We start from the raw sequence: 26,204 nt of genomic DNA, 5'->3' as shown, positions 1-26,204 counted from the left end.
TTAGGATATTCTGCAATTAATATTTTTAACAGTATGATTAAATAATATACATAAAATACAAAATTGATATATATATAAAATATGTAAATAACATTAATACACCTTGTAGTCTACTAAGTCTATTTGATTTAAGAGTTGGTACTATTACTAATAACAATAATAATATCATGAATGGTATATCAAGTTTTCTATTTTGAGATAATATTGGTATGTCATTTGGTATTGCTGATACAGCTATTACTGATACTATATTCAATATATTTGCACCTAGAATATTTCCTACAGATATTTCATGATGATTTTTTCTTATGGCAGTAATTGAAGACACTATCTCTGGTAAAGAAGTTCCAAGTGCTATTATAGTCAAACTCACTATACCTTGAGGTATATTAAGAAAACTAGCTATTCTTACACCACTCTCTATAAGAATTTGAGAACCTATTATCATCATTATTAAGCCTGTAGCAAAAAGTATTAGTATTTTTATAATTTCTGCTATAGAAAAACCTCTGTACTGTTTACTCTTCTTTATAGGTATTTCTTTAATAGTATCTTTTTGAATACCTCTATTTTTAGTATTCGATTTTCCTACAACACTCTTATAGTTATTAACCATATAAAAAATCAATATTATTATAAGTAATAATGAATCTCCTCTTGTTATAACTCCATCTAACCCCAATAAAATTAAAACTATAACAGATACCATTAATAGTAAAGACTTAGAAAAAAACATTTTTTTATCTACATTAAATGGACTTAGAAAAACAACTAAACCTAATGCTAACCCTGTATTACATATTATAGAACCAATTGCATTTCCTAAACTCATTGTAGTGTGACCATCAATAGAAGCAAGTAATGACACTGTAAATTCAGGCAATGTTGTTGCAAAACTAACAATAGTTGCTCCAAGTATAATTTCTGAAATATTCGTTTTTCTACCTATCTCTACAGTACAATTTATAAAGATATCTGCGCCTTTAGTAATTAATAGGAAACCTACTAAAAATAATATCACTGTGATAAACAATATATCACCTCCCCCTATTAAATAAATATTCAAGTTATCAAGATGTATGCTTTTTCTTTTTTGTACTGAGATTTATTTATTTCTAATTTATAATTTTTTCAAATATTACCTTATTATTTTAGATATTTATTTGTTTCATTTTATTAATATATGGGTATAATTTCATCACATTACTAACATATAATTTGTTTTATACTTTAAAACGACATTTTTTTATTTTTCTTGTATACAGAATACGCATAATATGTTATTATTATATTAGAAAATATATTTTTAAAAAAATATATAAAACAAATTAAGTATATAAAAATTAATTTTAACAACATTATTTATCATTTAAATCTAAGGAGGAAATACTTAATGAATGCATGGCAAGGATTTAAAACAGGAAGATGGACTAAAGAAGTAAATGTCAGAGAGTTTATACAATTAAACTATTCTCCATATGAAGGAAATGACTCTTTCTTAGCTGGTGCTACTGAAAACACTAAAAAACTATGGGACAAAGCAATGGTCTTATTTAAAAAAGAAAGAGAAAATGGTGGTACTTTAGATGTAGATACAAAAACTATTTCTGGAATAGCTGCATATGCTCCAGGATATTTAGATAAAGTATTAGAAACAATAGTTGGATTACAAACGGATGCCCCTTTAAAAAGAGCGGTTATGCCATATGGTGGTATAAAAATGGTTGAAAATTCATGTGATGCTTTTGGATATGAATTAGACCCTGAAATAAAAGAAATATTTACTAAATATAGAAAAACACATAACCAAGGAGTCTTTGATGCATATACTCCAGAAATGAGAGCTGCTAGAAAATCTGGTATAATAACAGGTCTTCCAGATGCTTATGGTAGAGGTAGAATAATAGGTGACTATAGAAGAGTTGCTTTATATGGTGTTGATGCCTTAATAGAAGATAAAATTGAACAAAAGAAATCGTTAGAAGTTTCTTGCATGGATGAAGAAGTTATAAGACTAAGAGAAGAAATAACTGAACAAATATCAGCTTTAAATGAACTTAAAAAGATGGCTGAATCTTATGGCTTTGATATATCAAAACCAGCAACTAACTCAAAAGAAGCTGTACAATGGTTATACTTTGGTTATTTAGCTGCTGTTAAAGACCAAAATGGTGCTGCAATGTCTTTAGGTAGAACATCTACTTTCCTAGATATATACTTTGAAAGAGATTTAAAAGCTGGAACAGTGACAGAAGAAGAATTACAAGAATATATGGACCATTTTGTTATGAAATTAAGAATGGTTAAATTCTTAAGAACTCCTGATTACAACAATTTATTCTCTGGAGACCCAACTTGGGTAACTGAGTGTATAGGAGGTATGGGAGTAGATGGTAGAACATTAGTTACTAAAAACTCATTTAGAATGTTAAATACTCTATATACATTAGGACCATCACCAGAACCAAACTTAACAGTTTTATGGTCAACTAGATTACCTCAAGGATTCAAAGATTTCTGTTCTAAGGTATCTATAGATACAAGTTCAGTTCAATATGAAAATGATGATTTAATGAGACCATACTGGGGAGACGATTACGGTATAGCTTGTTGTGTATCTGCAATGAAAATAGGTAAACAAATGCAGTTCTTCGGAGCTAGAGTTAACTTAGCAAAAACTTTATTATATGCTATAAATGGTGGTATTGATGAAAAATCTGGTGCTCAAGTTGGACCAAGATTTGAGCCTATAACTTCTGAGTATTTAGACTTTGATGAAGTTATGAGTAAATTTGAACCATTTACTGATTGGTTAGCAAACTTATATGTAAATACTTTAAATGTAATACATTATATGCATGATAAATACTCTTATGAAGCATTAGAGATGGCATTACATGATAGAGATATATTTAGAACTATGGCTTGTGGTATGGCTGGATTATCAGTTTGTGCGGATTCATTATCTGCTATAAAACATGCTAAAGTTAAGACTATCAGAAATGAACAAGGAATAGCTGTTGATTTCGAAATAGAAGGAGATTATCCAAAATACGGAAACAACGATGATAGAGTTGATAGTATAGCTGTAGAGCTAGTTGAAAGCTTCATGAATAAGATAAGAAAAAATAAAACTTATAGAAATTCTTATCCTACTCAATCTATACTTACAATAACTTCAAATGTTGTTTATGGTAAGAAAACTGGTAATACACCAGATGGTAGAAGAGCTGGTGCTCCATTTGCTCCTGGTGCAAACCCAATGCATGGTAGAGATACTAATGGTGCTTTAGCTTCATTATCTTCAGTTGCTAAATTACCATATGAGCATGCTCAAGATGGTATATCTAATACTTTCTCTATAGTACCTGGTGCTTTAGGAAAAGATATGGATGAAAGAATAAATAATCTTTCTGCAATGATGGATGCTTACTTCGCTCAAAATGCTCATCACTTAAATGTTAATGTATTTGATAGAGCTACTTTAGAAGATGCTATGGAACATCCAGAAGAATATCCACAATTAACTATAAGAGTTTCTGGATATGCAGTTAACTTCATAAAATTAACTAAAGAACAACAATTAGATGTTATAAACAGAACATTCCACGGTAAAATGGCTTAGTCTTTAAATTTTTATACTTTAGCTAAGATTACTACTGTGTAGAAAATAAAAATAAATGGCTATCTTATACTTGAATTATTTCTGGTATAAGATGGCCTTTTTTAGAGAAATATTATAACTATTAATAAAGTTATCAAAATATATTGTGAGGTGAACTCTATGATTAATGGAAAGGTACACTCTATAGAAACATTTGGTACTGTAGATGGTCCAGGAATAAGATACATACTATTCTTTCAAGGATGTCCTCTTAGATGCAAATACTGTCATAATAGAGATACATGGGATACCAAATCTGGAAAAGAATATACAGTTGATGAAATAATAACTGATGCTCTTAAGTATACTTCTTTTATGAAGTTTTCTGGTGGAGGTATTACTGCTTCTGGTGGCGAGTCTACTCTTCAACCAGAGTTTTTAAGTGAGCTATTTAAAAAAGCTAAAGAAAATAACATACACACTTGTCTAGATACATCTGGATTTGTAGATATAGAAACTATAGACTCAGTTTTAGATAATACTGACTTAGTTTTGCTTGATTTAAAACATATGGTTGAAGAAAAATCTATTGATTTGACTGGTGTGGGTATGGATAAAGCTTTAAAACTTGCTAAACACTTAGAATCAAGAAATATTCCAGTATGGATAAGACATGTTTTAGTTCCTGGAATTACTGATGATATAGACAACTTAGAAAAATTAGGTAAATTCGTTGCTACATTAAAAAATGTAGAGAGATTCGAATTACTGCCATACCATTCTATGGGAATACACAAATGGGAAAATCTAGGTATTGATTATGAATTAAAAGATGTTCCTGATGCTACCAAAGAAGATATTAAAAAAGCTAGTGAAATAATCTCTAAGTTTGGGGCAAAAGTGTATAATAGCTAATACTACTTGAGATTAATAGTTATCACAATAAAATAAGGTAAAATATAAGATTTAAAAAACCTTATATTTCACCTTATTTTTAGTATACTTTATCTACACTCATCAATTTGATAATTGAAGTCTATAAAACTCAGATGCACTTACAGGTCTACCAAATAAAAAACCTTGAATAATATCTACACCTAAACTCTTCACTATATTGTATTCTTCATAGGACTCAATACCTTCAACACAAACTTTTAAGTTGATAATATGAGCTAATTTAATAATATATTCTAGGAAGGTATGTTCATAACTATTATATGTAATATTCTTAACAAAACTTCTTTCAATCTTTATTATATTAACAGATAACTCTTTAAGATAATTTAAAGATGAATATCCAGTACCAAAATCATCAATTGCAATATGTACTCCAATACTTTTTAAACTAATAAACTTATCATTCAATAAATTTATATCTGGTATCCAACAATTCTCTGTTAATTCTAAAATTAAAAATTCAGGTTTTAATTGATATTCTATCAAACATTCTATTATAAAATCTCTAAAAAAATCTTCCTTTAGTTGAATATATGATACATTTACAGATATCTTGAAATCTGGATTTACTTTATGCCATTCTTTACACTGTTTTACAGCCTTTTTTATAATCCACTTTCCTACTGGTATAATTAGATTACTTTGTTCTAGTATTGGTATAAATTCAACAGGAGATACTTCTCCATAAGTATTTGAATGCCATCTCAAAAGTGCCTCTGCTCCTATGACATTTTTGTTAAATGCATCTACCTGTGGCTGGAAAAATAATTCAAGGTCATTAAAATCATTTTCAACACACTCTCTCAACTTCTGTTGCATTGAAATTACTTTTAACTTATTTTCATAGAGTTCTTTTGAAAAAAACTTCATTCTATTTTTACCACCAATTTTTGCGATATCTAACGCAATATCAGCATGTTTAAATAAGTCCAAATAATTATCTCCATCTTCTGGATACATAGCAACCCCCGCAGTTATTGTACAATAATATTTATTTGATTCGATTTCATGCTGAGTATTTGTATACAATTGTATTTTTTCATATAAATTTTCTATAGTTTCTTTATTGCACATAGGGTAAAAAAATGCAAATTCGTCTCCATCTAATCTGTACAATCTAACATCCTTAGGTAAATATTCTAAAACTTCTGTAGCAATTGCACGCAAAACCTTGTCACCATAAGAGTGTCCATATTTCTCATTTATATTTTTAAAATTATCAATATCCATGATAAACATAGCTCCACTTGTATAGATTTTCTCTTTTGTAATACAATTCATTCTGTATTCAAATTGTTCTCTATTCCATGTCCCTGTGATAGAATCAAATTTATTCTTTTCGCCTATATTCTTTATCCTACCAACCATAATTATAGTTTTTTTATCATCTGATACATAAGCTTTACCTCTACAAGAAACCCATACTATCTCTTCATACTTGTTTATTAATCTATACTCTAAATTGTGTTCATCCTTTTCTCCATTTAGCAAGACTTGTATATCGTCTTTCCACACTTGAACATCATCTGGATAAATAATTTTGCTCCAACAATCGACTAAATCATATTCTATATCTTTACTTAGATTAAATTCATCAAAAACGGTTGAGGATATTTTAAAATTATTCTTATTTATATCCCAAAAAAAAATATAATCTTCTGTATTTTGAGATAAAAGTTCAAAGAAAATTTCTACCTGATTTAAATCTAAAGAGTTTAGTTCTTCTCTCATCTTTTCCCCCTACAATATAAGTAATATAGTAAGATTATAACCCTACTTATAATAAAAATAAAAGTAGGGTTATAATTTATTACTATTGGTGTAGTTTAATCAACAAAATATTCTTATTTAGATTATACTATTTTACTAATTTTTTTATCTCATTAAATGCATCTTCATTTCCATTTCCTCCTACCTTAGTTATCTTATCAAATTTCTTACTTTTAACTAAAGTTTTTTGAGACTCATCAAGTGATTTTGCTACAATCATTACTGGCGATTTATTTTTACCTGCTAAAACACCTACTGTTAAAGCATCTATTAAATCATTTTCTCTTAACATCCCATTTTTTGTTACATAAAGATTTCTTAGTTCTTTATCCTTATAAAACTCTTCTATTACTTTTGAATTTGTTTTATTTCTATCTTCTCCACCTATTCTCTTTGGATTTGGAAATTGTTTTTCTATAGATTTTGGCAAAGAAGTTTCTCCTCCTATAATATAAGATTTTGATATTTCTTCTTCATCTATAAATTTTTTAATAGATATCATCTCATTTTTTATATTTGTAAGAATTATTGGAGTTTTATTTTGTGCTGAAATACCACCAACACTTATTGCATCTGCTAATCCATCGTGTCCATTGACTACAGATACTTTTTCTACATCTACTATTTTATCTATTTCTTTAGCAAGTTTTAGAGAAGTTGAATATCTATCCACTCCACCTATTCTTACAATAGTAAACCCTTTTAATTTTAATTCTTTTTCTAAATCGGAACTTAATGTATTTTCTCCACCTATTATATAAATATTTTTTGCTTTTAATCTTTTTATCTCTGCTTCTGTATTTGTATTTAATTTATTTTTTTCAGTTAATAAAATAGGTGCATTTTTAGTAGATGAAAATGGAGTTGCTGATAGGGCATCTGGTATTGATGTACTATTTACTAGTATCACATTTTCAGCTGATTCAAAACCTCTTTTACTTATTTTTATAGCAGTTTCATATCTATCATCACCTGTCAAATTTTCTTCTGATGGGCTAGTTGTATTAGTAGATGAGCCTCCACTACTTCCACCACTACTTCCTCCACTATTTTCACCTGAATTATCATCTCCACCTGAATTATCAGATATCTTTTCCCATTGAGCATAAAGTGTTATATTATCATCAACATTAATTATCTCACTTCCATCACCTTTATATGGAGTTCCACTACCATCTGGTTTTGTATTCCATCCAATAAATTTGTATCCTTCTTTTGTAAGATTTCCTGTATTCGCTTTTACACTTGTATTTGCATTTCCATCATGCAGTTCATCTTCAGGTACATCTCCTTGTCCACCATTATTTTCATATTTAACTCTGTATTTATCTGTCCAAAATGCATAAAGGGTTGTATTTATATCCTTTATGTTAAACTTTTCTCCTGATTTATATCTACTGCCTGTATCATCTGCTTTTGTACTCCAATAAAAATTTCCTCCTCTACCAGAGGGTGCTACTAAACCATTATCACCAAGTACAGTAACTTCATCTCCTTTTCCATATACATTATTATCTATTGGAGCTGTACCTGTACTTCCATTTTTATCATATGTTATTCTACATTCCTCTTTCCATTGTGCAAATAAAGTTGTATTTTTCGTAAGGTTAAATTTATCACCATCTCTGTATGAAGTCCCTTCACCATTATTTTTTGTATTCCATCCCATAAATATTGATCCAACTTTAGATGGTATCTGGCTTGTAACAGTTACTTCAGCGCCTTTTTTATGTTTTTCTTCTGATATACTTCCTGCTCCTCCATTTAAGTTATAATCTAATTTATATCCCCATTGTGCATATATTGTATCTCCTGAGATATTTGGCGGAATAGGGTCTCCTTCTTTAAAAGATGTACCACTTCCATCTTCTTCTGTATTCCACCCTATGAATTCTTCATCACCATTGATAAGTCCACCTGACCCTGGGAATTTGTCAGCCTCTCCTGGTTTTGGCAAATCTGGAAGTGTACCTGTTCCTCCATTACCATCCAGTTGCAAATCATATTCCCATTGTGCATAAAGGTCTATGTTAAAATTGTCATAATCGTTTAATAATACCTCAAAACTTGAGCCTAAATTATAAGATTTTCCTGCGCCATCAGCTTTTGTATTCCACTTTGTAAGTTTATAATTTGTTTTTTTAAGGTTACCTTCATTTCCTTTAATTTGCAAATTATCATTCTGATGATACTTATTTGAATCTGATGGAACATTACCTGAAGTATTTCCATTTCCGTTATATCTTACTTGTAAAAAGTCTGGAATCCAAATGGCGTAAAGCGTTATATCTCTATCAATACCCGTTCCTCCTAACCAATCTCCTCCTCCATATGGTTGAGTACCACTGGCTAGATGGTCACTTGAGACACTCCAAGCATCAGTATGATAGTTTCCTTTTGTAAGATTATTACTGAAAGCTATATAAGAATCAAAATCATCAAGGTCATATACTTTTTGACCTGTTATTACTGGTCCATGAATAAGATTTCCCCCACTAAGTACAGCTTCATTTATCGTTCCTCCAGTAGCCCCATTATCATCATAAGTTATTGTAATATTATTAACTCTCCTTAAGCTTTTATCTTGAATCTGCTTATTAAATATCTTATTTAAATCATAATCAGCAAAAACATTTGAATAATTTAAAGGAATTATAGCAAATGTAAGTATGCATATAGTTAACTTTTTTAACTTTTGGTTCATCAAACCCCTCCTCCTCATATACAAATTGATTTTATTTTTCATTTTGTAAAACAAAGAAATACTGATAAAATCTATATCAGTATTTCTTATAACTACTAGAATCTTATTCTTATATAAATATTAAATAAGATTCTAGCTTATAAATTACAATAATAAACAACTTATATTATTAATTTTTTTGCCACACTGCATATAATATAATGTTTCTTTCGTTCATAGTGATTGTACCTGATACTATTGTTGATGGATCATTTCTAACTGTACTCCACCCTACAAATGTATAAGTATCAGCATCAAGCCCATTAGTATTTCCTAAAACAGTCACAGTATCTCCTTTTTTATATTCTGTTGTATCAACTGGTGCTGAACCAGAAACAGTTACTCCTGAAGGGAAGTTTGATACATAAGCTACCCTATAAGTTTTTTCGGCTACAGTAAAATAAATTGTATTTGGATTAATTCCAGAAGAATTAAGTGTAACTGTCTGAGACTGACTTGCTGGGTCTAATTTATATCCAACAGGAACCTTTGTAGAATCTGGAGTTATTGTATGGTTTCCAAGTACAGCATTAACAACCTCTGTGTATGTATCTCCAACTATATTACCATCTTTATCTTTAAAACCAATTGTTAAAGTACGTTCTGCTTCTGAAGGCATCTTACTTACTGTAAAGTAAACTCTATCTGGTACAAGACCACTTGTACTAAGATTTACCATTTCAAATTGATTATCTGGATTAAGTACATATCCATTTGGTACCTTTGTAGAATCAGATTCCACTCTATGATTTCCATATTCAGCTGGTAGTGTAACTGTATATGGGTCTCCAATTATTGCTCCACTATCTTTATCTTTAAAGTTAACTGTAACTATACGATTTACAAGTGGAATATCAGGACTTACTGTAAAATAAACAATACTCTTGTCAAGACCTGTTGGTTGTAAATTAACAGTCTGAGTTTGATTAGAAGGATCAAGCTTATAACCATTAGGAACTTTTGATGTGTTTGGTGTTACATCATGTGACCCTAGTATATCTGGAATTTCTTCTATATAAGTACTTCCAACATTATTTCCATCTTTATCTTTAAATCCAACTATAAGAACACGATCTTCTTCTGGAACTCCTGCATTATCAGGAATAACTGTAAAATCAACTACATTTGGATTAACTCCATTTTGAACAAGATTTACTACTTTAGATTGACTTGCCGGATCTAATTTATATCCAGCAGGAATTTGTGTGGTATCAGGTGTAACAGTGCTATTTCCATACTTAGCTGGAACTTGAGTTGTATATGACCCAACTATAGCTCCTGTTTCTTTATTTTTATAATTTACCTTAATAGAAAGTTTTGTATTTGAAATCTCAGTAGATGCATATGATGTTCTTGTAGCGTTTCCATTACCTGTATTAGGTGATGTATAGCTCCAACTTACTCCAGACATGTCTCGATTTGTAACAAAAGAATAAATTCCTGTCATTTGACTTCCTGTTATCCCTGCAGATGGTATGCCATTAGGAAATCCATAGCTTGTTCCATAAATAGTTGAAACTTTTTCCCCATTAATTTGTAATACCCAACCTTCTTGAGAACCTCCTTTTGGATCATTCCCCCATACATATTTTACATTTAATGAGTTACCACCACATGGGACAAATAATGAGAAAAATGTTACATATCCATTTCCCATATTTGCACGAAAATCTACTTGATATCTTCCATTAATATCATATCTTCGCTCTGTATTTTGTAGTACTTCATTATTAACTTTATCTGGTAAAGTTTGTCCATATGATGGTACTCCTACACCAACAACTAAAGCTAAGGTTGCCAAAAAAGATGTTAGTTTACTCAATCTGTGTTTCATTAAAAATCCCCCTCCAATATTTTTTATTTCAAACAGATTTTTCATACTTTATTTTGCATAGTCTTTATCAAAACTATTTATTTAAAGTCTAATTAATCTATTATGAAGTCTATCTTAAAAGTGAAGTTTTTATAGTTTATTTAATTTTCACTTGAAATCCTTTTTATTAAATAAAAAATATATTTAATTTTTACACAAAGATATTAATGCTCTATAGACTAGACATTTTAATTTTATTTTTGTAGAATTAAACAACCTAAAAAACAATAAAGTAAGATATTTTATATATTTATATTACTTAAAGTAATTAACTTTAATTGTTTTCAATTTCATAAAAATTAGTTGTGATATAAGTATGATATGTATTTAGAGTATCAATAGTTTTTTAATTAAAATAATTATTTCAATTAAAATAATTATTTTAATTATGGTTATTATAGTTTCCGTTTGTTATAAAAAAGTCACTATTTATATGATTAATAGTTTTTTTTACATTTATATACATTTTTTTCAAAAAATTATATATATATACTATTAAAATTATAATTATTTCTTTATCTTGTAAACAGTCGTTCAGTACTTTTACTGATAATCAATTATTAGAAGTGGCAAAAAATTTTGAATGGCTTTGATATACATTTTTTATAATATTCTTATAGTTTTTTTTACATAAAAAAAAACCCTTTTTATAACTAAGGGTCACTTTTTCCTTTATTTTACATTTATTGTATCATGATTTTTTATTTATTTCAATCTTATACCACTTTTTCCCAAAATATTATTATTATTTTTTTATCTTTTTCGACTTTATATTCTTTATACATAATACTTAAATTAATTAAACTCATTTTATTATTCTATAAATATAAAATAATAGAAGACAAGATTAAAGCAAATAATTTTTATTTTTAACCTTGTCCCTTCTATTTTCAATTACATAAAACTTTATAACTGTATCTCATAATCCAAATAAAAATGTATCTATCTAAATAGTAGTATCAATTCTTCTATGAGGTTTGTTTTCTAAATTAGCAATTTCCATTATGTATTCTACTTTATCAGTTTCTGTATATATTTTGTTTTCTTTTTTAACATTTTCCTCTTTAATATTTTCAGTACTATTTAAAACAGAATTTTTATACTTATCAACTGAATCATTTGATATAATTATATGTTCTTCAGTAATAACATCCATAGATTCTTGTTTATTTTCATAAATTTCTTCTTCCTTACTCTTTTCATTTTCTTTAATTTCTTCTAGCTTTTTATTATTATCTTTAATTTTATCTGTACTAGCATATAGTTGTTCTCCAAAAGACATATTAATCTTGCTTAATCCGCTACTTAATTTACCACTCTCAAATAAATCGAATTTGGTAGGTGAATGACGAGTTTGACTACTCATTTCCATATTCTTAGTACGAATATCATCAGATAAACTAATTCTCATACTATTAGTTTTAGAAATATTTTTTATATCACAATCAGATGACACTAAAGTCTTTGTGGTATAGTAAGTTAATCCTTTTACATAATCGTATTTATCTTGAGAATTTTCTTGATTAATATCAGATTGTTTAGATTCTTTTTTAAGTGTACCCTCTTTGATTAATTGACTTGCATATTCCTGTTTTTGATTTTTCAAATCATTAATTTGTTGTTGTAATGCTTCAATTTTCATATTTTTTATCTTAGAATCCATATTTTTATCAGTTTTCAAATCTGTGATAAAACTTTCTAGCTTCTGTATTTGCTCATCAAACTTTTCTAACTTGTCATTACTTTTATTGCTATAATTACTCTGATTTACATGTGTACTTCTTGTATTAACAGATATAGACATTATAACTACTCCTACTCAAATATTCTAAACTCTAGAGACTTTATAAACTACATTTCTAGCTTGTGGTAAATTCCCTTCTGGGACACCAACAGCAATACCAAATGGTACAGAATATCCTTCTGGTATATCTAGTAATTCTCTATATTTTTTATTTGTATCAAACTTCATCTTTATTGAATCTGATTCTTTTACATCATTGTCATCCAATACACTAACAAGACCTACAATATCCCCTTGCTCAACAGGTGTAAATAGCCCCCTAACCATTCCTATTATGCAACTCCCAAGCCCTAAAGCTTGTGCAGCTGTTGTTATGTTTCCTGTAAGTATTCCCACATCATATGGAGCCCATGAACTCTCTTCATCATAAGAAATAAATAAAACAGTTGGTGCACCATAAAATAATTTAAAATTTTTATTTATTTCAACGTTACTAACTTCATGAATTCTAGAAAGAGTATCATCACTAATCTCTTTTAAAAGTTTCTGGTCTTGTACAACAGTTATGTGCCATGGCTGTTTATTACACCCTGAAGGTGCTGCAAATGCACAATGTAATAATGTATCTAATTGTTCATCTGTAATTTGCTTTGTTGTAAATTTTCGTATACTTCTACGTTCTTTTATCAAGTTTATTGTTTGATTATCTTGTAAATTATTCATTACATCGATTCCCCTTTTTATGTATTTGTTAGTTTAAATACCAAATCTTTAGAAAATTAATTTTATAATTAAACTTCTTTATATTCTTATTATAATTATTTTTAGTTTATATGTGAAGCTTTTATAATATCAAAACATCAATATATCTACCTCACAAATAAACTTAAATACAAAACTGGTATCACTCAACTATAGAAAATATCATTTTTCTATAGAACGATTAATACCAGTAAAGTTGATAAAATTTACTATATTAATTTAAAGGACCCCAACCAGCTTTTGTATGAATCTCTGTTTTTACAGATTTAGTCTTACCATCAGCTGAATCAACATTCCATGACCTACCTGCAACAGAAATACCATTGTTACCTTTATACCATCTACCTTCATCATAATCATAAACTAAAGATGTGTACCAATTACCTCCAGTCTTATCATTTGCAAATACAACTACAGTAGCATCAGATTCAGTAGGGTTATATGCATATGGTTGTATATATAATGTTGCCTTACTTAAATTATATTTCTTTTTAAATTCATCTGGAATTGTAGGCCACCCATTTTTATATTTATTATTTAGTAAATAATTTCTAAAAGCATCATTCCCTTTTGAAGGCCCTGGTATTACAGAAGGGTCTACTGCAAATGATGCAATCAAGTCCATCATACTTTGGTGTACATCTCTAGCCATCTCAACACCATCTGGATGTTCTGTACAAGTAACATAAACTCTTGCAATACTTTCTTCTCCAGTTATTCCATCATAACCATCATCAAACTCTGCTGAATATGTTCCACCTGACTTACACTTTGGCTCTGTTTCAAAATACTTACCATCCGTATTTTTTAATACATCTTTTATAACTTCTTTTTTATCTTTGCTAGGTTCCTCAGCCACAGCAATAACAATTTGAGTCTTTATATTTTCTCTATTGGAAAGACATGTTACTGCTTTACTTTTCTCTATATTTTTAAAAAGTGCTGGTAACGCAACTATAACCAAAATTCCTATTATAGATATAACTACCAATAATTCAATTAGTGTAAAACCCTTTTTATTCATAATAATCATTCCCATTAAATAAAATTATAGTGTTTAATTTAATCTGCTATACAGTAATAAAGTGTCTACATAAAGTCCTTCCAACAAAAACTCCCAAAATACTTAATGCCAAATTAAAAAATATGTTTAGTCCAAATAATATATAATTCCCACTATCAAAAAACTTTACAGTTTCGAAGCTAAAAGTAGAAAATGTAGTTAGTCCTCCCATTAAACCAGTTGTCAAAAACAATTTTAAATTATTAGAAATAGAATCTGTCCTTATACTCATTTCCATTACAAAGCCAATTAAAATTCCACCCAGAATATTGACCACCAAAGTCCCAAATGGAAACTTAGTTCCTACAAACTTTAGAGATATTAAATATCTTAATATAGCTCCTAAAAATCCACCAATACCAACATATAATACTTGAATCACATATAACACCTACCCCAAATAACTAAATCACTTCCATATTAAAATTCTATGTCTTCAACCTCTATTCCGTCAATTGCATCCTGTACTAATTTTTCAATATCAAGTGACAACTCAGATTTTTCTATTTTTTCTAGTCTAGGTTTAGTAACAGGTTTTCTAGGAGAAAATACGCTACAGCAATCTTCTTCAGGTATTATAGATGTTTCAAAAGTCCCTATTTTCTTAGCTATATCAACTATGTCTGATTTGTCCATAGCTATAAGTGGTCTAAATACTGGTAAATTTACAACAGCATTAGTGCAAGTAAGCCCTTGTATAGTTTGAGATGCAACTTGACCAATACTTTCCCCTGTAATCAAAGCATCACAATGTCTTTTTTCAGAAAGTTTTTGTGCTATTCTCATCATAAATCTTCTTGAAAGAATAGTCGCTTCTTCTTCATTACAATTCTCGCCAATTGCTTTTTGTATTTCTAGTATATTTACCTTATGAAGCCTTACTCTACCACAATATTTAGCTAATATCTTAGCTAAATCTTTAACTTTTTCTTGTGACCTTTCACTTGTGAATGGATAGCTGTGAAAATGCACTGCTTCTACTTCCATACCCCTTTTTGCGACCATCCATGTTGCTACTGGACTATCTATACCACCAGACAAAAGAGACATCGCTCTACCATTAGTTCCAAGTGGTAATCCACCGTATCCAGGTATAGTATCACTATAAACCATAGTATGAAATTCTCTGTATTCACATTTTATTTTAACTTCTGGATTTCTTACATCAACATCAATTCTATCTCCTACCTTTGATAATAAGTACCCACCTATATCCATACTCATTTCTTGAGAAGTTAATCTAAAAGACTTATCTCCTCTTCTTGACTCTACCTTAAAAGTTTTATATCCAGCATCTATTTTTTCTTCTAGCATCTTTAAAGCTATTTCTTTTAATGTATCATAATCTTTTTTAGCTCTTACTCCAGGACACACACCTACTATACCAAATACTTTTCTAACTTCTTCAATAACTTCTTCATAATCATAATCTTCTAAATCGACATATATTCTTCCATACTCTTTATATACATTAAATTTGCCAATTGGCTTTAACATATTTCTTATATTTCTTATAAGTCTATTCTCAAATATATATCTATTTTTTCCTTTTACTCCAATTTCTCCATACTTTACTATTAATATATTATACACCATTTCACCTCTTAAACTACTTTCTTCTTATTATTTATACAGTATTCTTTATTTCTTTCTCATTATTGACCTTAAATCACAAATTGATTCTTTTAATACTTTCACAGCTTCAGATATCTCATCTTCTGTATTCATATCAGATAGGCTAAACCTTATTGTTCCATTGATTTCTTCATTTGTAAGACCTATGGCATTCAAAACATGACTACCTTTTTTCTTAGAAGAACATGCAGATCCAGTTGACACATAAATTCCTTTTTGCTCTAGGTAATGAAGTAAAACTTCTCCTTTTGTACCTATAAATGATACATTTAATATATGACATACGCCATCTTCTGGAGAATTAATTTTTATATCTTCTATATTCTCAACTATTTTATTTCTAAATATGTTTTTTAAGTTATTTATCTTCAAAATAACAGCATCTAAATCTTTACTTAATATATTTACAGCTTCTCCAAGCCCATATATTCCAGGTACATTTTCTGTTCCAGACCTAATTCCAATTTCTTGTCCTCCTCCTGTTAACATAGGCTTTAAGCGATTATTTTCCTTAATATACATAAATCCAATTCCCTTTGGACCATGAAATTTATGTGCACTTACACTCATAAAATCTATATTGTATTTAGATGGTCTAAAGTTTATTTTTCCATATGATTGAATAGCGTCTACATGGAAATATATCTTCTCTTTTAAAGACTTCAGATATTTTCCAACTTCATCTATTGGCTGTATAGTTCCTATTTCATTGTTAACATGCATCATACTTACTAAACATGTAGCTGATTTTATAGCATTTTTCAAATCTTCTATATTTATCTTTCCATCTTTTCCGACCTCTAAGTAAGTTACTTCAAATCCATCTTCTTCTAAATCTTTTAGTGTGTTTAAAACAGAAGGATGTTCTATATTTGTAGATATTATATGATTTCTTCTCTTCTTATTTAGATTGGCAATACCTCTTATTATAGTATTATTACATTCTGTTCCACCTGATGTAAAATAAATCTCTTTATCTTTCGCGCCTAGAGATTTAGCTATAATCTGTCTTACTTCTTTTATACCTTTTTCAACTTCCACACCTTTTCTATGAACAGAAGAAGGATTTCCATAATCCGTACTAAGTGCATATACCATTTTATCTATAACTTCTGGATAAGGTTTTGTAGTTGCACTATTATCTAAGTATATTTCCAACTTAATTACACCTGCCTTTATTTAAAATCTTCAACTCTAATTATTATACCATTAATTACAGTATTTTTTTTGTTAATCTTTATTAAAAAGATAATCTTAAGTTTATAGAATCTTCTTTCATAAAAATCTAGTTTTTTCACTTAACTACAAAATTTTATGCTAAAATATAATATATTTATACTATACCCTACAAAAATACGTGATAACATACAATATATGATAAAATAATATATTATATAAAATAAATATATTATATTATACATATACTTATTTTTGCTATAAAGTCTATTTTTATAAGCTTACTTGTTATAAAAATAACTTTTATAATTTATATCAAAAAAAATATTGATTTTTGTGTCGCATTTTGTTATAATAAATTAAGGTTATCCCCCTGGTAACCCTAGTTAGTTAATATATCTATTCCCAATACCCTTTCATAAGGATATATTTTATATTTATTAAAAATCGAATTAATATCGGAAACTAATTCGATGGAAAAAAAGAGCTTACCCCGAGCTCTTTTTTTTTCTGCAAAAATATAATATTAAGCTAAGATAAAGTTAATGTCAGTATAATTTTAATTTTAAAAATCATATTAATTATCACTAAAAAAGGATGTATTGAATTTCTAATATCAATACATCCTTTTTTTATATATTATAACACTTTTGCTAAGAATGATTTTGTTCTATCGTGTTTTGGATTTCCAAAGACTTCTTCTGGAGAATCCTCCTCAAGAATACTTCCTCCATCTATAAAGATAACTCTATCTGCAACTTCTTTAGCAAATCCCATTTCATGAGTTACAATTGCCATTGTCATTCCTTCCTTAGCAAGTTCTTTTATAACATCCAAAACTTCATTTACCATTTCTGGGTCAAGAGCAGATGTTGGCTCATCAAATAACATCATATCTGGTTCCATAGCAAGAGCTCGCGCTATTGCTATTCTTTGCTTTTGCCCTCCAGATAATTGTGACGGATATGAATCTTTTTTATCTAAAAGACCAACTCTACTTAATAAAACTTCTGCTTTTTTTTCTGCTTCTTCCTTAGTCATTTTTTTTAATTTAATTGGTGCCAATGTTATATTATCTAAAATAGTCTTATGTGGGAATAAATTAAAGTTCTGAAACACCATACCTATATTTTGTCTAACTTCATCAATATTAGTTTTTTTATCAACTAAATTTTTTCCTTCAAATATTATCTCTCCACCTGTAGGTATTTCTAATAAATTCATACATCTAAGAAGTGTACTTTTACCAGAGCCACTTGGACCTACTATAACCATTATTTCGCCTTTAGCGATTTCTAAGTCTATATTTTTTAATACATTTAAATCTCCAAAAGATTTACTTAAATTTTTTATTGTAATCATATTATCACTTTCCTTTTTACTATTCTATGTTTTCCCTAAATGCTAAACATGCTCTCATCTAGTTAGACACAGATAGTTTCTTTTCTAATAATCCAACTAATCTTGATAGAGTAAATGTTATAACAAAATAAATTGCTGCTGCTACTATTAATGGCTCTAATGCTCTGAATGCTGCATTTTTTACTATATCAGCAGTACGCATTATCTCAACAACACCTATTACAGATATTATTGAAGATTCTTTTACAAGTGTAATAAACTCATTTGCTAATGAAGGTAGTATATTTTTTATAGCTTGAGGTATTATTATATATCTCATAGTTGACCAGTAATTTAATCCTAATGATCTACTTGCTTCCATTTGTCCATTATCAACTGATTGTATACCTGATCTAAGTATCTCTGCCACATATGCACCAGAGTTTACTGACAATGCAAATGCACTAGCTATAAATTCACTTGGTATACCAAATAACATAGGGAATCTTATTCCTAATTGAGGTAATCCAAACCATACTATATATATCTGTACTAATAATGGTGTTCCTCTTAAAATCTCAATATAGATTGATGATATTACTCTTAATACTTTACTCTTTGATATTTTTGCCATACAGATAATTATACCTATTACAAATCCAAAGCATAATGCCACAAGAGAAATTCCTACTGTCACACCTGTTCCTTCCAAAAAAGAAGTCCCAAATCTACTTAAAAAACTAAAATCTAAACTCATAATTTCATCTCCCACATAACTTTCTTACTAATTTGAAGCAGCTTCAGTAGATGCTTCATTTAAAAATTCTTCTATTTTTTTACCATCTTGTAATTCTTTTATTTTTTTATTTAATAATTCTATAAAGTCTTTGTTGTTATCAGCTTTTTTAATTGCTGCTGCCATACCTTCTGTTACATCTTTACCAACTTCAGTATTTGCCATTTTTATTCCATCATATTTTTTAACATTTATTAAAGAAACTGCTTCATTAACAACAACTGCATCTATATTTCCATTTTTTAATTCTGTGATTAGGTCAGGTACTGCTTTTAAAGATTTTGTAGTTGTCATTTTTAGAGTGTTAACTACATATTCTTCTTGAATGCTTCCTGCCTGTACCCCTACTCTAAGTTTTTTCAAATCGTCTTCAGTTTTTACTTTGTCTATATCTGCATCTTTAACTATAACTGCATTTCTACTTAAATAATATAATTCTGAGAAATCAACACTCTTTTCTCTTTCTGGTGTTGGAGACATCCCTGCAAGAACCATATCAACTTGGTCTGCATTTAAAGCACCTATTAATCCATCAAATGACATATCTTTAATTTCAACCTTTACACCAAGTTCCTTTGCAAATTCTTCAGCCAACATTACATCGAATCCTTTTATTGAATCTTTACCATCTACTACTTTATGAAATTCAAATGGTGGGAATTCTGCACTAGTACCAACAACTAATTTTCCACTTTCTTTTATTTGCTCTAATTTTGTTTTTTCTTCTCCACCACTACATCCTACTAGCGATAATGTTAATCCTAATACTAATCCTAAACTTAATAATTTTTTAAATACTTTCATTTTAACTACCCCTCTCTTTTAATTATAATTTTCCCTCAAATTTTTAATACTTTAATGTTTCGAGTTACAAAAAAAGTCCCTCAGTCTTTAATGACTAAGAGACGACTTTACCGCGTTACCACTCTTATTGATAAATACTTATACAACCTTCAAAATTTGTGAATTTTAGCCTTTATAGCTACAGGGATATTTTAATTTTAAAATCAAAAAAGTCCCTTAGCTTTACAGCTAAGAGACGAATTATATCCGCGTTACCACTCTTTTTGATAAGTAAGTACTTATCCTCTCAATCCCTTAAGGCGGGCAAACCAATTATCATACTAACTAAAACTTCTGATAATTTCCTCCAGAGCTCTCTTCACATAGACTTCATTGCTAGGCTTACACCAACCCCTAACTCGCTGTAAATCCATATATGCTACTTTCTCTATCACTGGATTTGTTTCCTTAAATTGTTAATACAATTGTACTTCCTTCTAATATTTTTGTCAATAAGTTTTTTATTTTTTTAATAATTTTATTTTCTAAAATTTAGATATTGTATTACATGCTTGTTGATATTATCCATATATTTATAAATAATGTATTTCTTATTTATTTCTGTTCTTTAGGTAATTACAAATAATATACTTCTTATTTGTTTCTATTTCTTAAATGCTTATAAATAATATTTTTCTTTTTCATTTTCATTGCTTAAATACTTATAAATAATATATCTTATATTTATTAAATTTTATATACTAAGTTAAATAATATGGATTATATTCTTCAATAAACAAGTTTTCAAATCTAAAGTTCGCTCTCTATCTTTAAACTTTATCGTAAACATGTTTCCATCTTTTTTGATTATTTCGCCTTCGTGAAATTTTTTATGGTATACCTTATCACCAACACCAATACTATCAATTTCTTTTTTAGTTGGAGATTTTATATCATTGATAAACAATGATTTATCAACTTTTTTACCATATTTATTTAAAGTAGAACTTATACATAGTTTTTCTTCAGCTCTTGTAATAGCTACATACATAAGTCTTCTTTCTTCTTCTAATTGTTCCTCTTTTTTTTCTTCCTTACAAATATCATATGATTTTTCATGAGGTATTGTTCCTTCATTTGCACCTATAATATAGACATTCCTAAATTCTAATCCTTTTGCACTATGCATAGTTGTAAATATAACACCATCAGTCTGTTTATTCTTGTTATTTTCCATTAACTCAATCTTTACTCTCTCAATATGGTCTAAAAACTCTGTCACTGTATTGAAATTTGTAGCAGAGCTCTCAAGTTCGTTTAATATCTCTACAAGCCCATTAGTCTTTATCTTTCTATTGCTACAGTAATCCAAGACATATCTATCATAATCAAGACTAGTTCTAATATAAGATATTGCATTTTTAGGATTTAAAGTATTCAAATAGCTCAAGTCTATCTCCAAATCTGTTATTGTTTTGACTTGTTTGGGATGAAGGTTACATTTGTTTATTAGTGCTGTTACAAAATCTTTTTCATCTTTAACCATATTTACATTATCTTTAGATATATATCTAAATGGCTTATTTATAATTCTTAACCAATCTTTATTTGATTTTGGATTAATACCTATTCTTAAATATGCTAGTATATCCTGACTTGCCCAATGGTCATATATTGTAATTACTGAATCTTTTACTACAAATGGAATTCTCATATCCATAAATACATCTACTAAGGCTCTTGACTGTATATTAGTTCTATAAATTACTGCAAAATCTGAATACTCTACATAATCCTTTTTTATTTCGTCAATTATTTCCTTGGCAATATGTAAAGCTTCTTCCTCTGAATCATATGGAGAAATATAACTCACAATGCCTCCCTTACCTTGACTACATTTAATAACTTTTTCATATCTATTTCTATTTTTTTCTATAAGCCTGTTTGCAGTATTTACTATTTCACTTTTAGACCTATAATTTACATCCAGCACTATTTTTTTAGTATTATTAAAATATTTTTCAAATTCAAGCAAAAAATCTGGTCTAGCTCCTCTAAAACCATATATACTTTGGTCTTCGTCTCCAACCGCAAATATGTTGTTTAGTGGATTACAAATTAACTTTAAAACCTCAAATTGCACTTTATTTATATCTTGGAATTCATCTATCAATATATATTTATATACATTCCTAACCATTTCTAAGGCTGATTTATTATTCAAAAGCAAATAATAAGTCTTTATAAGCATATCATCAAAATCAATCTTATTAACTTTTGATTTTTGCTCTTCATATAAATTATATACTTTTAAAAACTCATCTTTTGTCAACACTTCTGAGCTAAATTCATTCTTATCCATAAGTTCATTTTTTACATAAGATATTTCATTTATAACTTGACCTATATTTTCATCATCATCTGCATTTTCTATATTTAGACTTTTTAATATTGCCTTTATTGTTATCCTCTTTGACTTTTCATCAAATATGCTATCTAAATTGTACCTTTCAAAATACCTCAAAATCTTAAAAAACACAGAATGAAAAGTGCCATATGTTACCTTATTGAGTCTTATATCATCACTTAAACTCAATGCTCTATTTTTCATTTCTACTGAGGATGCTTTGGTAAAACTTATCGCCAATATTCTTGCTGGTGCTATATTTTTGTTTACTACCATATTAGCTATTCTATATGTAATTACCCTAGTCTTACCTGAACCAGGCCCTGCAAGTATCATGCAAGGCCCATCTATATGTTCAACTGCTTCTAGTTGATTTTCATTTAACTGTCTTATATCTATATTTGTTGTGATTATTACATCCACCACCTTAATTTATAATCATCCTATTTTCTTTTTTAATTATAAACTAAAAGTATCCTAAAAATACATTTAATTTTTCTTCTATTAAACTATATCATCTCTATTTTCATAACATATCTTGAGTTCCTGTTTAATTTTATCACTTATATCTTGAGGAACAAATTCTGGTTTACCAATGTAATATCCTTGAATATAATCTATTCCAATAGCTACTAATGCTTCCATTTCACTTTTGGTTTCTACACCTTCTGCTATAACTTTAATATTTCTTTCTTTAGAATATGAAATAAGGTTTTTTAGTATTTTTCTTCTATCTTCATCTTTGTCAATACCTCTTACAATAGACATATCAATCTTCACATAATTTGGCATTATGTACAGTAGTACAGCATCGCCATTGTAACCTGTTCCAAAATCATCTAAAGCAATTTCTATATTCCACTGATTTATATACACTTTCTTTTTGTCAATAAAATCTTCACTAATCTTATCATTCTCTGTTATTTCTAGCACTACCCTATTTAGATAATTACCATATAAATCTTCTATTTCTTCAAAATCAACTTTTGATAAATTATTATTTGGTATAGAGTTTAAGAACAATTTACACACTCCAAACTGTTCCCTATATCTCTTAAAAGATTTAAGTGCTTTGAACCATGTGATACGTTCGATTTGATATAACTTAGACTGTGAACGAGCCAATCTAATAACATCCATTGGAGAACTAAAAGTTTCCATTTTGGGTCTCATAAGTGCTTCATATGCAAATACTTCACCTTTACAATCCACAATAGGCTGAAATGCATATTCAACCAATTGACCATCAATTAATTTATTTAACTCTTCTCTATTATGCAACAAGAATGAATCTTTATTATATATATTGACATCAAATTCACTTACTTCACCTTTAATTGTATTTTTAATTTGATACATAGCAAAATCTGCATATTTCATTAGTTCATCATAGTTAGTTGAATCGCTAGGATACCAAGAAATTCCTGCTGATGCTCTTATTTTAAATTCTGTCCCATCATGAAGCTTTAATAAAGTATTATTCATCTGTGTCTTAACTGAGTTAATAATAGTTCTTATGCTATCTTTACTTTCATACCCATATATGAATACATAAAACTCATCCCCTGAAAGTCTAGAAACTATACCATTCCATGATATAAACTTTTTAAGTATATCTGCTGCACATCTAATATATTCATCACCAGCATCATGACCATAGGTATCATTAATATATTTTAAATTATCTAAATCCCACATTATAAATGCAGCTATTTTAATCTCTTCTTTATTTTCAAATTTTTCTCGTACTTGTGAATAAAAAGCTCTCCTATTTAGAAGATTTGTTAAAATATCAAAATCTCTTTCATACTCAATTTTCATTTTCTCAATAAACTCTTTTGTAACATCAACAACAACACCTAATATCTTTAAGTCATCTTCAACAATATTTAATCTTATCCACTTAGAAGTTTTATCTTTAGATTCAAATTTATATATGTATATATTTTCTGTCTTATAATTTTTCTGTAAATATGTATCCATTTCATTCATTTTTTTCATAAATTTACTTTTTGATATATATCCATATTCTTGAAATTCATCATCCGTAGTAAATATACTAAAAAATCCTTTTGTACAAAAAACATTATCTCCATTTTTATATAATTCAAAAGCTCCAATTGGCATATCTGCAATTTCAATAATTTGTGATAATTTTGATGAGGAATCTGCAACATTTGCACTAAGTAGCTCTATGGCTGAAGATAATTCATCTATTTCAGATATGTTTATTTTATCAAGATTTACTGGTTTTGATGGATTACTATTTCTAACTTTATTAACCAAAAGAACAATTGGTTTTGTAAACAATCTCGAAGCAATATAAATACCTATAAGCCCTATCACTAAGGAAACTGCAACAGACACTATTACCAAGGTTTCCACTCTTTTTGAAAAACACAATAAACTTTTTTCTTCAATAATTCCCAAAAGAGCCCAACGCTCATTTTCAAATGGAGTATTGGAATTGTATAAATCTAAATATTGTACACTAGCATAAGTACTTTCTTTAATTTTACCATCATCTTCATTTTTAACTTTATATACATTTTTATAAGATTCTTTTTGCTCAAGGTTCGAATGTAAACCATCCCAAAATTTGTCTTTAAATGTATAACCATTCGAAACAACATTTTCAAATGCCAAATCATCATTTCTATCTACGCCTAAAATATAATTACCTTTTTTATTCTCATTTATCTCCCCATATGGAAGCAACTCTCTTAAATAATTTATACCTAAATCTATTCCAAGTACTCCATATACAGTTCCATCTTCATAAATAAGAGGAACTGAATATGTTATAACTCTATCGCCTTCATTTGTTAATAAGAACTGACTTCCCCAGTATCCTAAATTAGAACTTGATGTATTTGGATTATCAATTGCAGCTCTAAATGGTTTATAAAAGAAATTATCTCCTTTTTCCTCATTTTCACTTTTAAAGGAAAACTTTGGAGCCCAATAACTATCCATAGATATTCCAAAACTTCTTGCTATCTCTGAGGAGCCTCTTTCAATTAGCAAATCAGAATTATCATTTGGGTTAAATTTAGGGTCTAGGTCTCTTATATACAATCCTGTCCTACTTATTTCATCTTTACTATTTATTGAATCATCTTCAATATCTTTGTTATTTAAAATTATGAAAGAACCTGTAACAGAATTTTTTCTCAAAAGATATATTAAATCTTTTGATATATTTTTTATAATTTCTTTATTAATTTCTTCGTTTATACCCACATCTTTAATTGAGACATTATTTTCATCTAAAACCTTTTTTACAGATGAGTTAATAGCTAGTTCTGTCTCGCTTGTCTTTGACCATCTTTGTAACATCTCATTTTGTATATAATTTTTACGATTAATTACTCTTTCATTTAAAATATCAAATGAATTATCATTTAGTCTTTTAATAGTTCCTCCCCATAAAATTGTGGCACAAAATAAACTTGTTTGAATTAGCATAACAATAATTAGAGGAAATATCATCTTTTTCATTATTGAGTTATTCTTTTTTAGATTATTTTCCATATTTATTCCACCCATA

17 protein-coding genes and 1 other annotated feature are annotated in these 26,204 nt (G+C 28.3%); of the genes, 2 read left to right on the top strand and 15 right to left on the bottom strand.

Annotated features, from left to right (window positions below; translation table 11 throughout):
• Positions 1-37: 37 nt before the first annotated feature.
• Positions 38-1,033, bottom strand: a complete 996-nt coding sequence (locus tag IC218_RS14140) for a calcium/sodium antiporter (protein ID WP_227824741.1) — start codon at positions 1,031-1,033, stop codon at positions 38-40.
• A gap of 360 nt (positions 1,034-1,393) precedes the next feature.
• On the opposite strand from IC218_RS14140, the gene pflB reads away from it, so the two are divergent.
• Positions 1,394-3,625, top strand: coding sequence for a formate C-acetyltransferase (gene pflB, locus IC218_RS14135; RefSeq protein WP_227824740.1), 2,232 nt, complete (start codon positions 1,394-1,396; stop codon positions 3,623-3,625).
• 159 nt (positions 3,626-3,784) lie between these two features.
• A complete protein-coding gene (gene pflA, locus IC218_RS14130; RefSeq protein ID WP_227824739.1) occupies positions 3,785-4,519 on the top strand; it encodes a pyruvate formate-lyase-activating protein in 735 nt (244 codons plus the stop codon).
• Between the two features lie 102 nt (positions 4,520-4,621).
• On the opposite strand, the gene IC218_RS14125 is transcribed toward pflA, so the two are convergent.
• The 14 genes from IC218_RS14125 to IC218_RS14055 all read right to left on the bottom strand — a co-directional run bounded on the left by IC218_RS14125 (position 4,622) and on the right by IC218_RS14055 (position 26,188).
• The gene (locus IC218_RS14125; RefSeq protein ID WP_227824738.1) at positions 4,622-6,292 is read right to left on the bottom strand and encodes a GGDEF and EAL domain-containing protein; all 1,671 of its coding nucleotides are present in this window, start codon (positions 6,290-6,292) and stop codon (positions 4,622-4,624) included.
• Between the two features lie 127 nt (positions 6,293-6,419).
• Positions 6,420-9,035, bottom strand: a complete 2,616-nt coding sequence (locus IC218_RS14120) for a cell wall-binding repeat-containing protein (protein ID WP_227824737.1) — start codon at positions 9,033-9,035, stop codon at positions 6,420-6,422.
• Positions 9,036-9,204: 169 nt separating this feature from the next.
• Positions 9,205-10,908 carry an InlB B-repeat-containing protein gene (locus IC218_RS14115; protein ID WP_227824736.1) on the bottom strand — a complete coding sequence of 568 codons (1,704 nt, stop codon included), beginning with the start codon at positions 10,906-10,908 and terminating at the stop codon, positions 9,205-9,207.
• Between the two features lie 985 nt (positions 10,909-11,893).
• A complete protein-coding gene (locus IC218_RS14110; RefSeq protein ID WP_227824735.1) occupies positions 11,894-12,751 on the bottom strand; it encodes a FlxA-like family protein in 858 nt (285 codons plus the stop codon).
• 24 nt (positions 12,752-12,775) lie between these two features.
• On the bottom strand, positions 12,776-13,414 hold the full coding sequence (locus tag IC218_RS14105; RefSeq protein ID WP_227824734.1) for a nitroreductase: 639 nt from the start codon (positions 13,412-13,414) through the stop codon (positions 12,776-12,778).
• Positions 13,415-13,667: 253 nt separating this feature from the next.
• Positions 13,668-14,477, bottom strand: coding sequence for a prepilin-type N-terminal cleavage/methylation domain-containing protein (locus IC218_RS22085; protein WP_285894571.1), 810 nt, complete (start codon positions 14,475-14,477; stop codon positions 13,668-13,670).
• A gap of 46 nt (positions 14,478-14,523) precedes the next feature.
• A complete protein-coding gene (crcB, locus tag IC218_RS14090; RefSeq protein ID WP_227433417.1) occupies positions 14,524-14,898 on the bottom strand; it encodes a fluoride efflux transporter CrcB in 375 nt (124 codons plus the stop codon).
• 38 nt (positions 14,899-14,936) lie between these two features.
• The gene (gene thiI, locus IC218_RS14085) at positions 14,937-16,112 is read right to left on the bottom strand and encodes a tRNA uracil 4-sulfurtransferase ThiI (RefSeq protein ID WP_227433418.1); all 1,176 of its coding nucleotides are present in this window, start codon (positions 16,110-16,112) and stop codon (positions 14,937-14,939) included.
• Positions 16,113-16,157: 45 nt separating this feature from the next.
• Complete coding sequence (locus IC218_RS14080) at positions 16,158-17,309, bottom strand: cysteine desulfurase family protein (RefSeq protein ID WP_227433419.1); 1,152 nt, start codon at positions 17,307-17,309, stop codon at positions 16,158-16,160.
• Between the two features lie 657 nt (positions 17,310-17,966).
• Complete coding sequence (locus IC218_RS14075; protein ID WP_227433420.1) at positions 17,967-18,689, bottom strand: amino acid ABC transporter ATP-binding protein; 723 nt, start codon at positions 18,687-18,689, stop codon at positions 17,967-17,969.
• 58 nt (positions 18,690-18,747) lie between these two features.
• Positions 18,748-19,425, bottom strand: a complete 678-nt coding sequence (locus tag IC218_RS14070) for an amino acid ABC transporter permease (protein ID WP_227433421.1) — start codon at positions 19,423-19,425, stop codon at positions 18,748-18,750.
• Positions 19,426-19,452: 27 nt separating this feature from the next.
• Positions 19,453-20,268 (bottom strand): transporter substrate-binding domain-containing protein, encoded by an 816-nt coding sequence (locus tag IC218_RS14065; protein WP_227433422.1) that lies wholly within the window; start codon positions 20,266-20,268, stop codon positions 19,453-19,455.
• Between the two features lie 228 nt (positions 20,269-20,496).
• Positions 20,497-20,711: a binding site (T-box leader), on the bottom strand.
• A gap of 302 nt (positions 20,712-21,013) precedes the next feature.
• Entirely contained in the window at positions 21,014-23,080 is a 2,067-nt protein-coding gene (locus tag IC218_RS14060; RefSeq protein ID WP_227824733.1) for an ATP-dependent helicase, read from the bottom strand.
• A gap of 78 nt (positions 23,081-23,158) precedes the next feature.
• Entirely contained in the window at positions 23,159-26,188 is a 3,030-nt protein-coding gene (locus IC218_RS14055) for an EAL domain-containing protein (protein WP_227824732.1), read from the bottom strand.
• Between the last annotated feature and the right edge of the window lie 16 nt (positions 26,189-26,204).

It is taken from the genome of Clostridioides sp. ES-S-0005-03, assembly GCF_020658455.1.
Lineage (GTDB): Bacteria > Bacillota > Clostridia > Peptostreptococcales > Peptostreptococcaceae > Clostridioides.
This window is presented reverse-complemented; position numbering and strand designations above follow the sequence as displayed.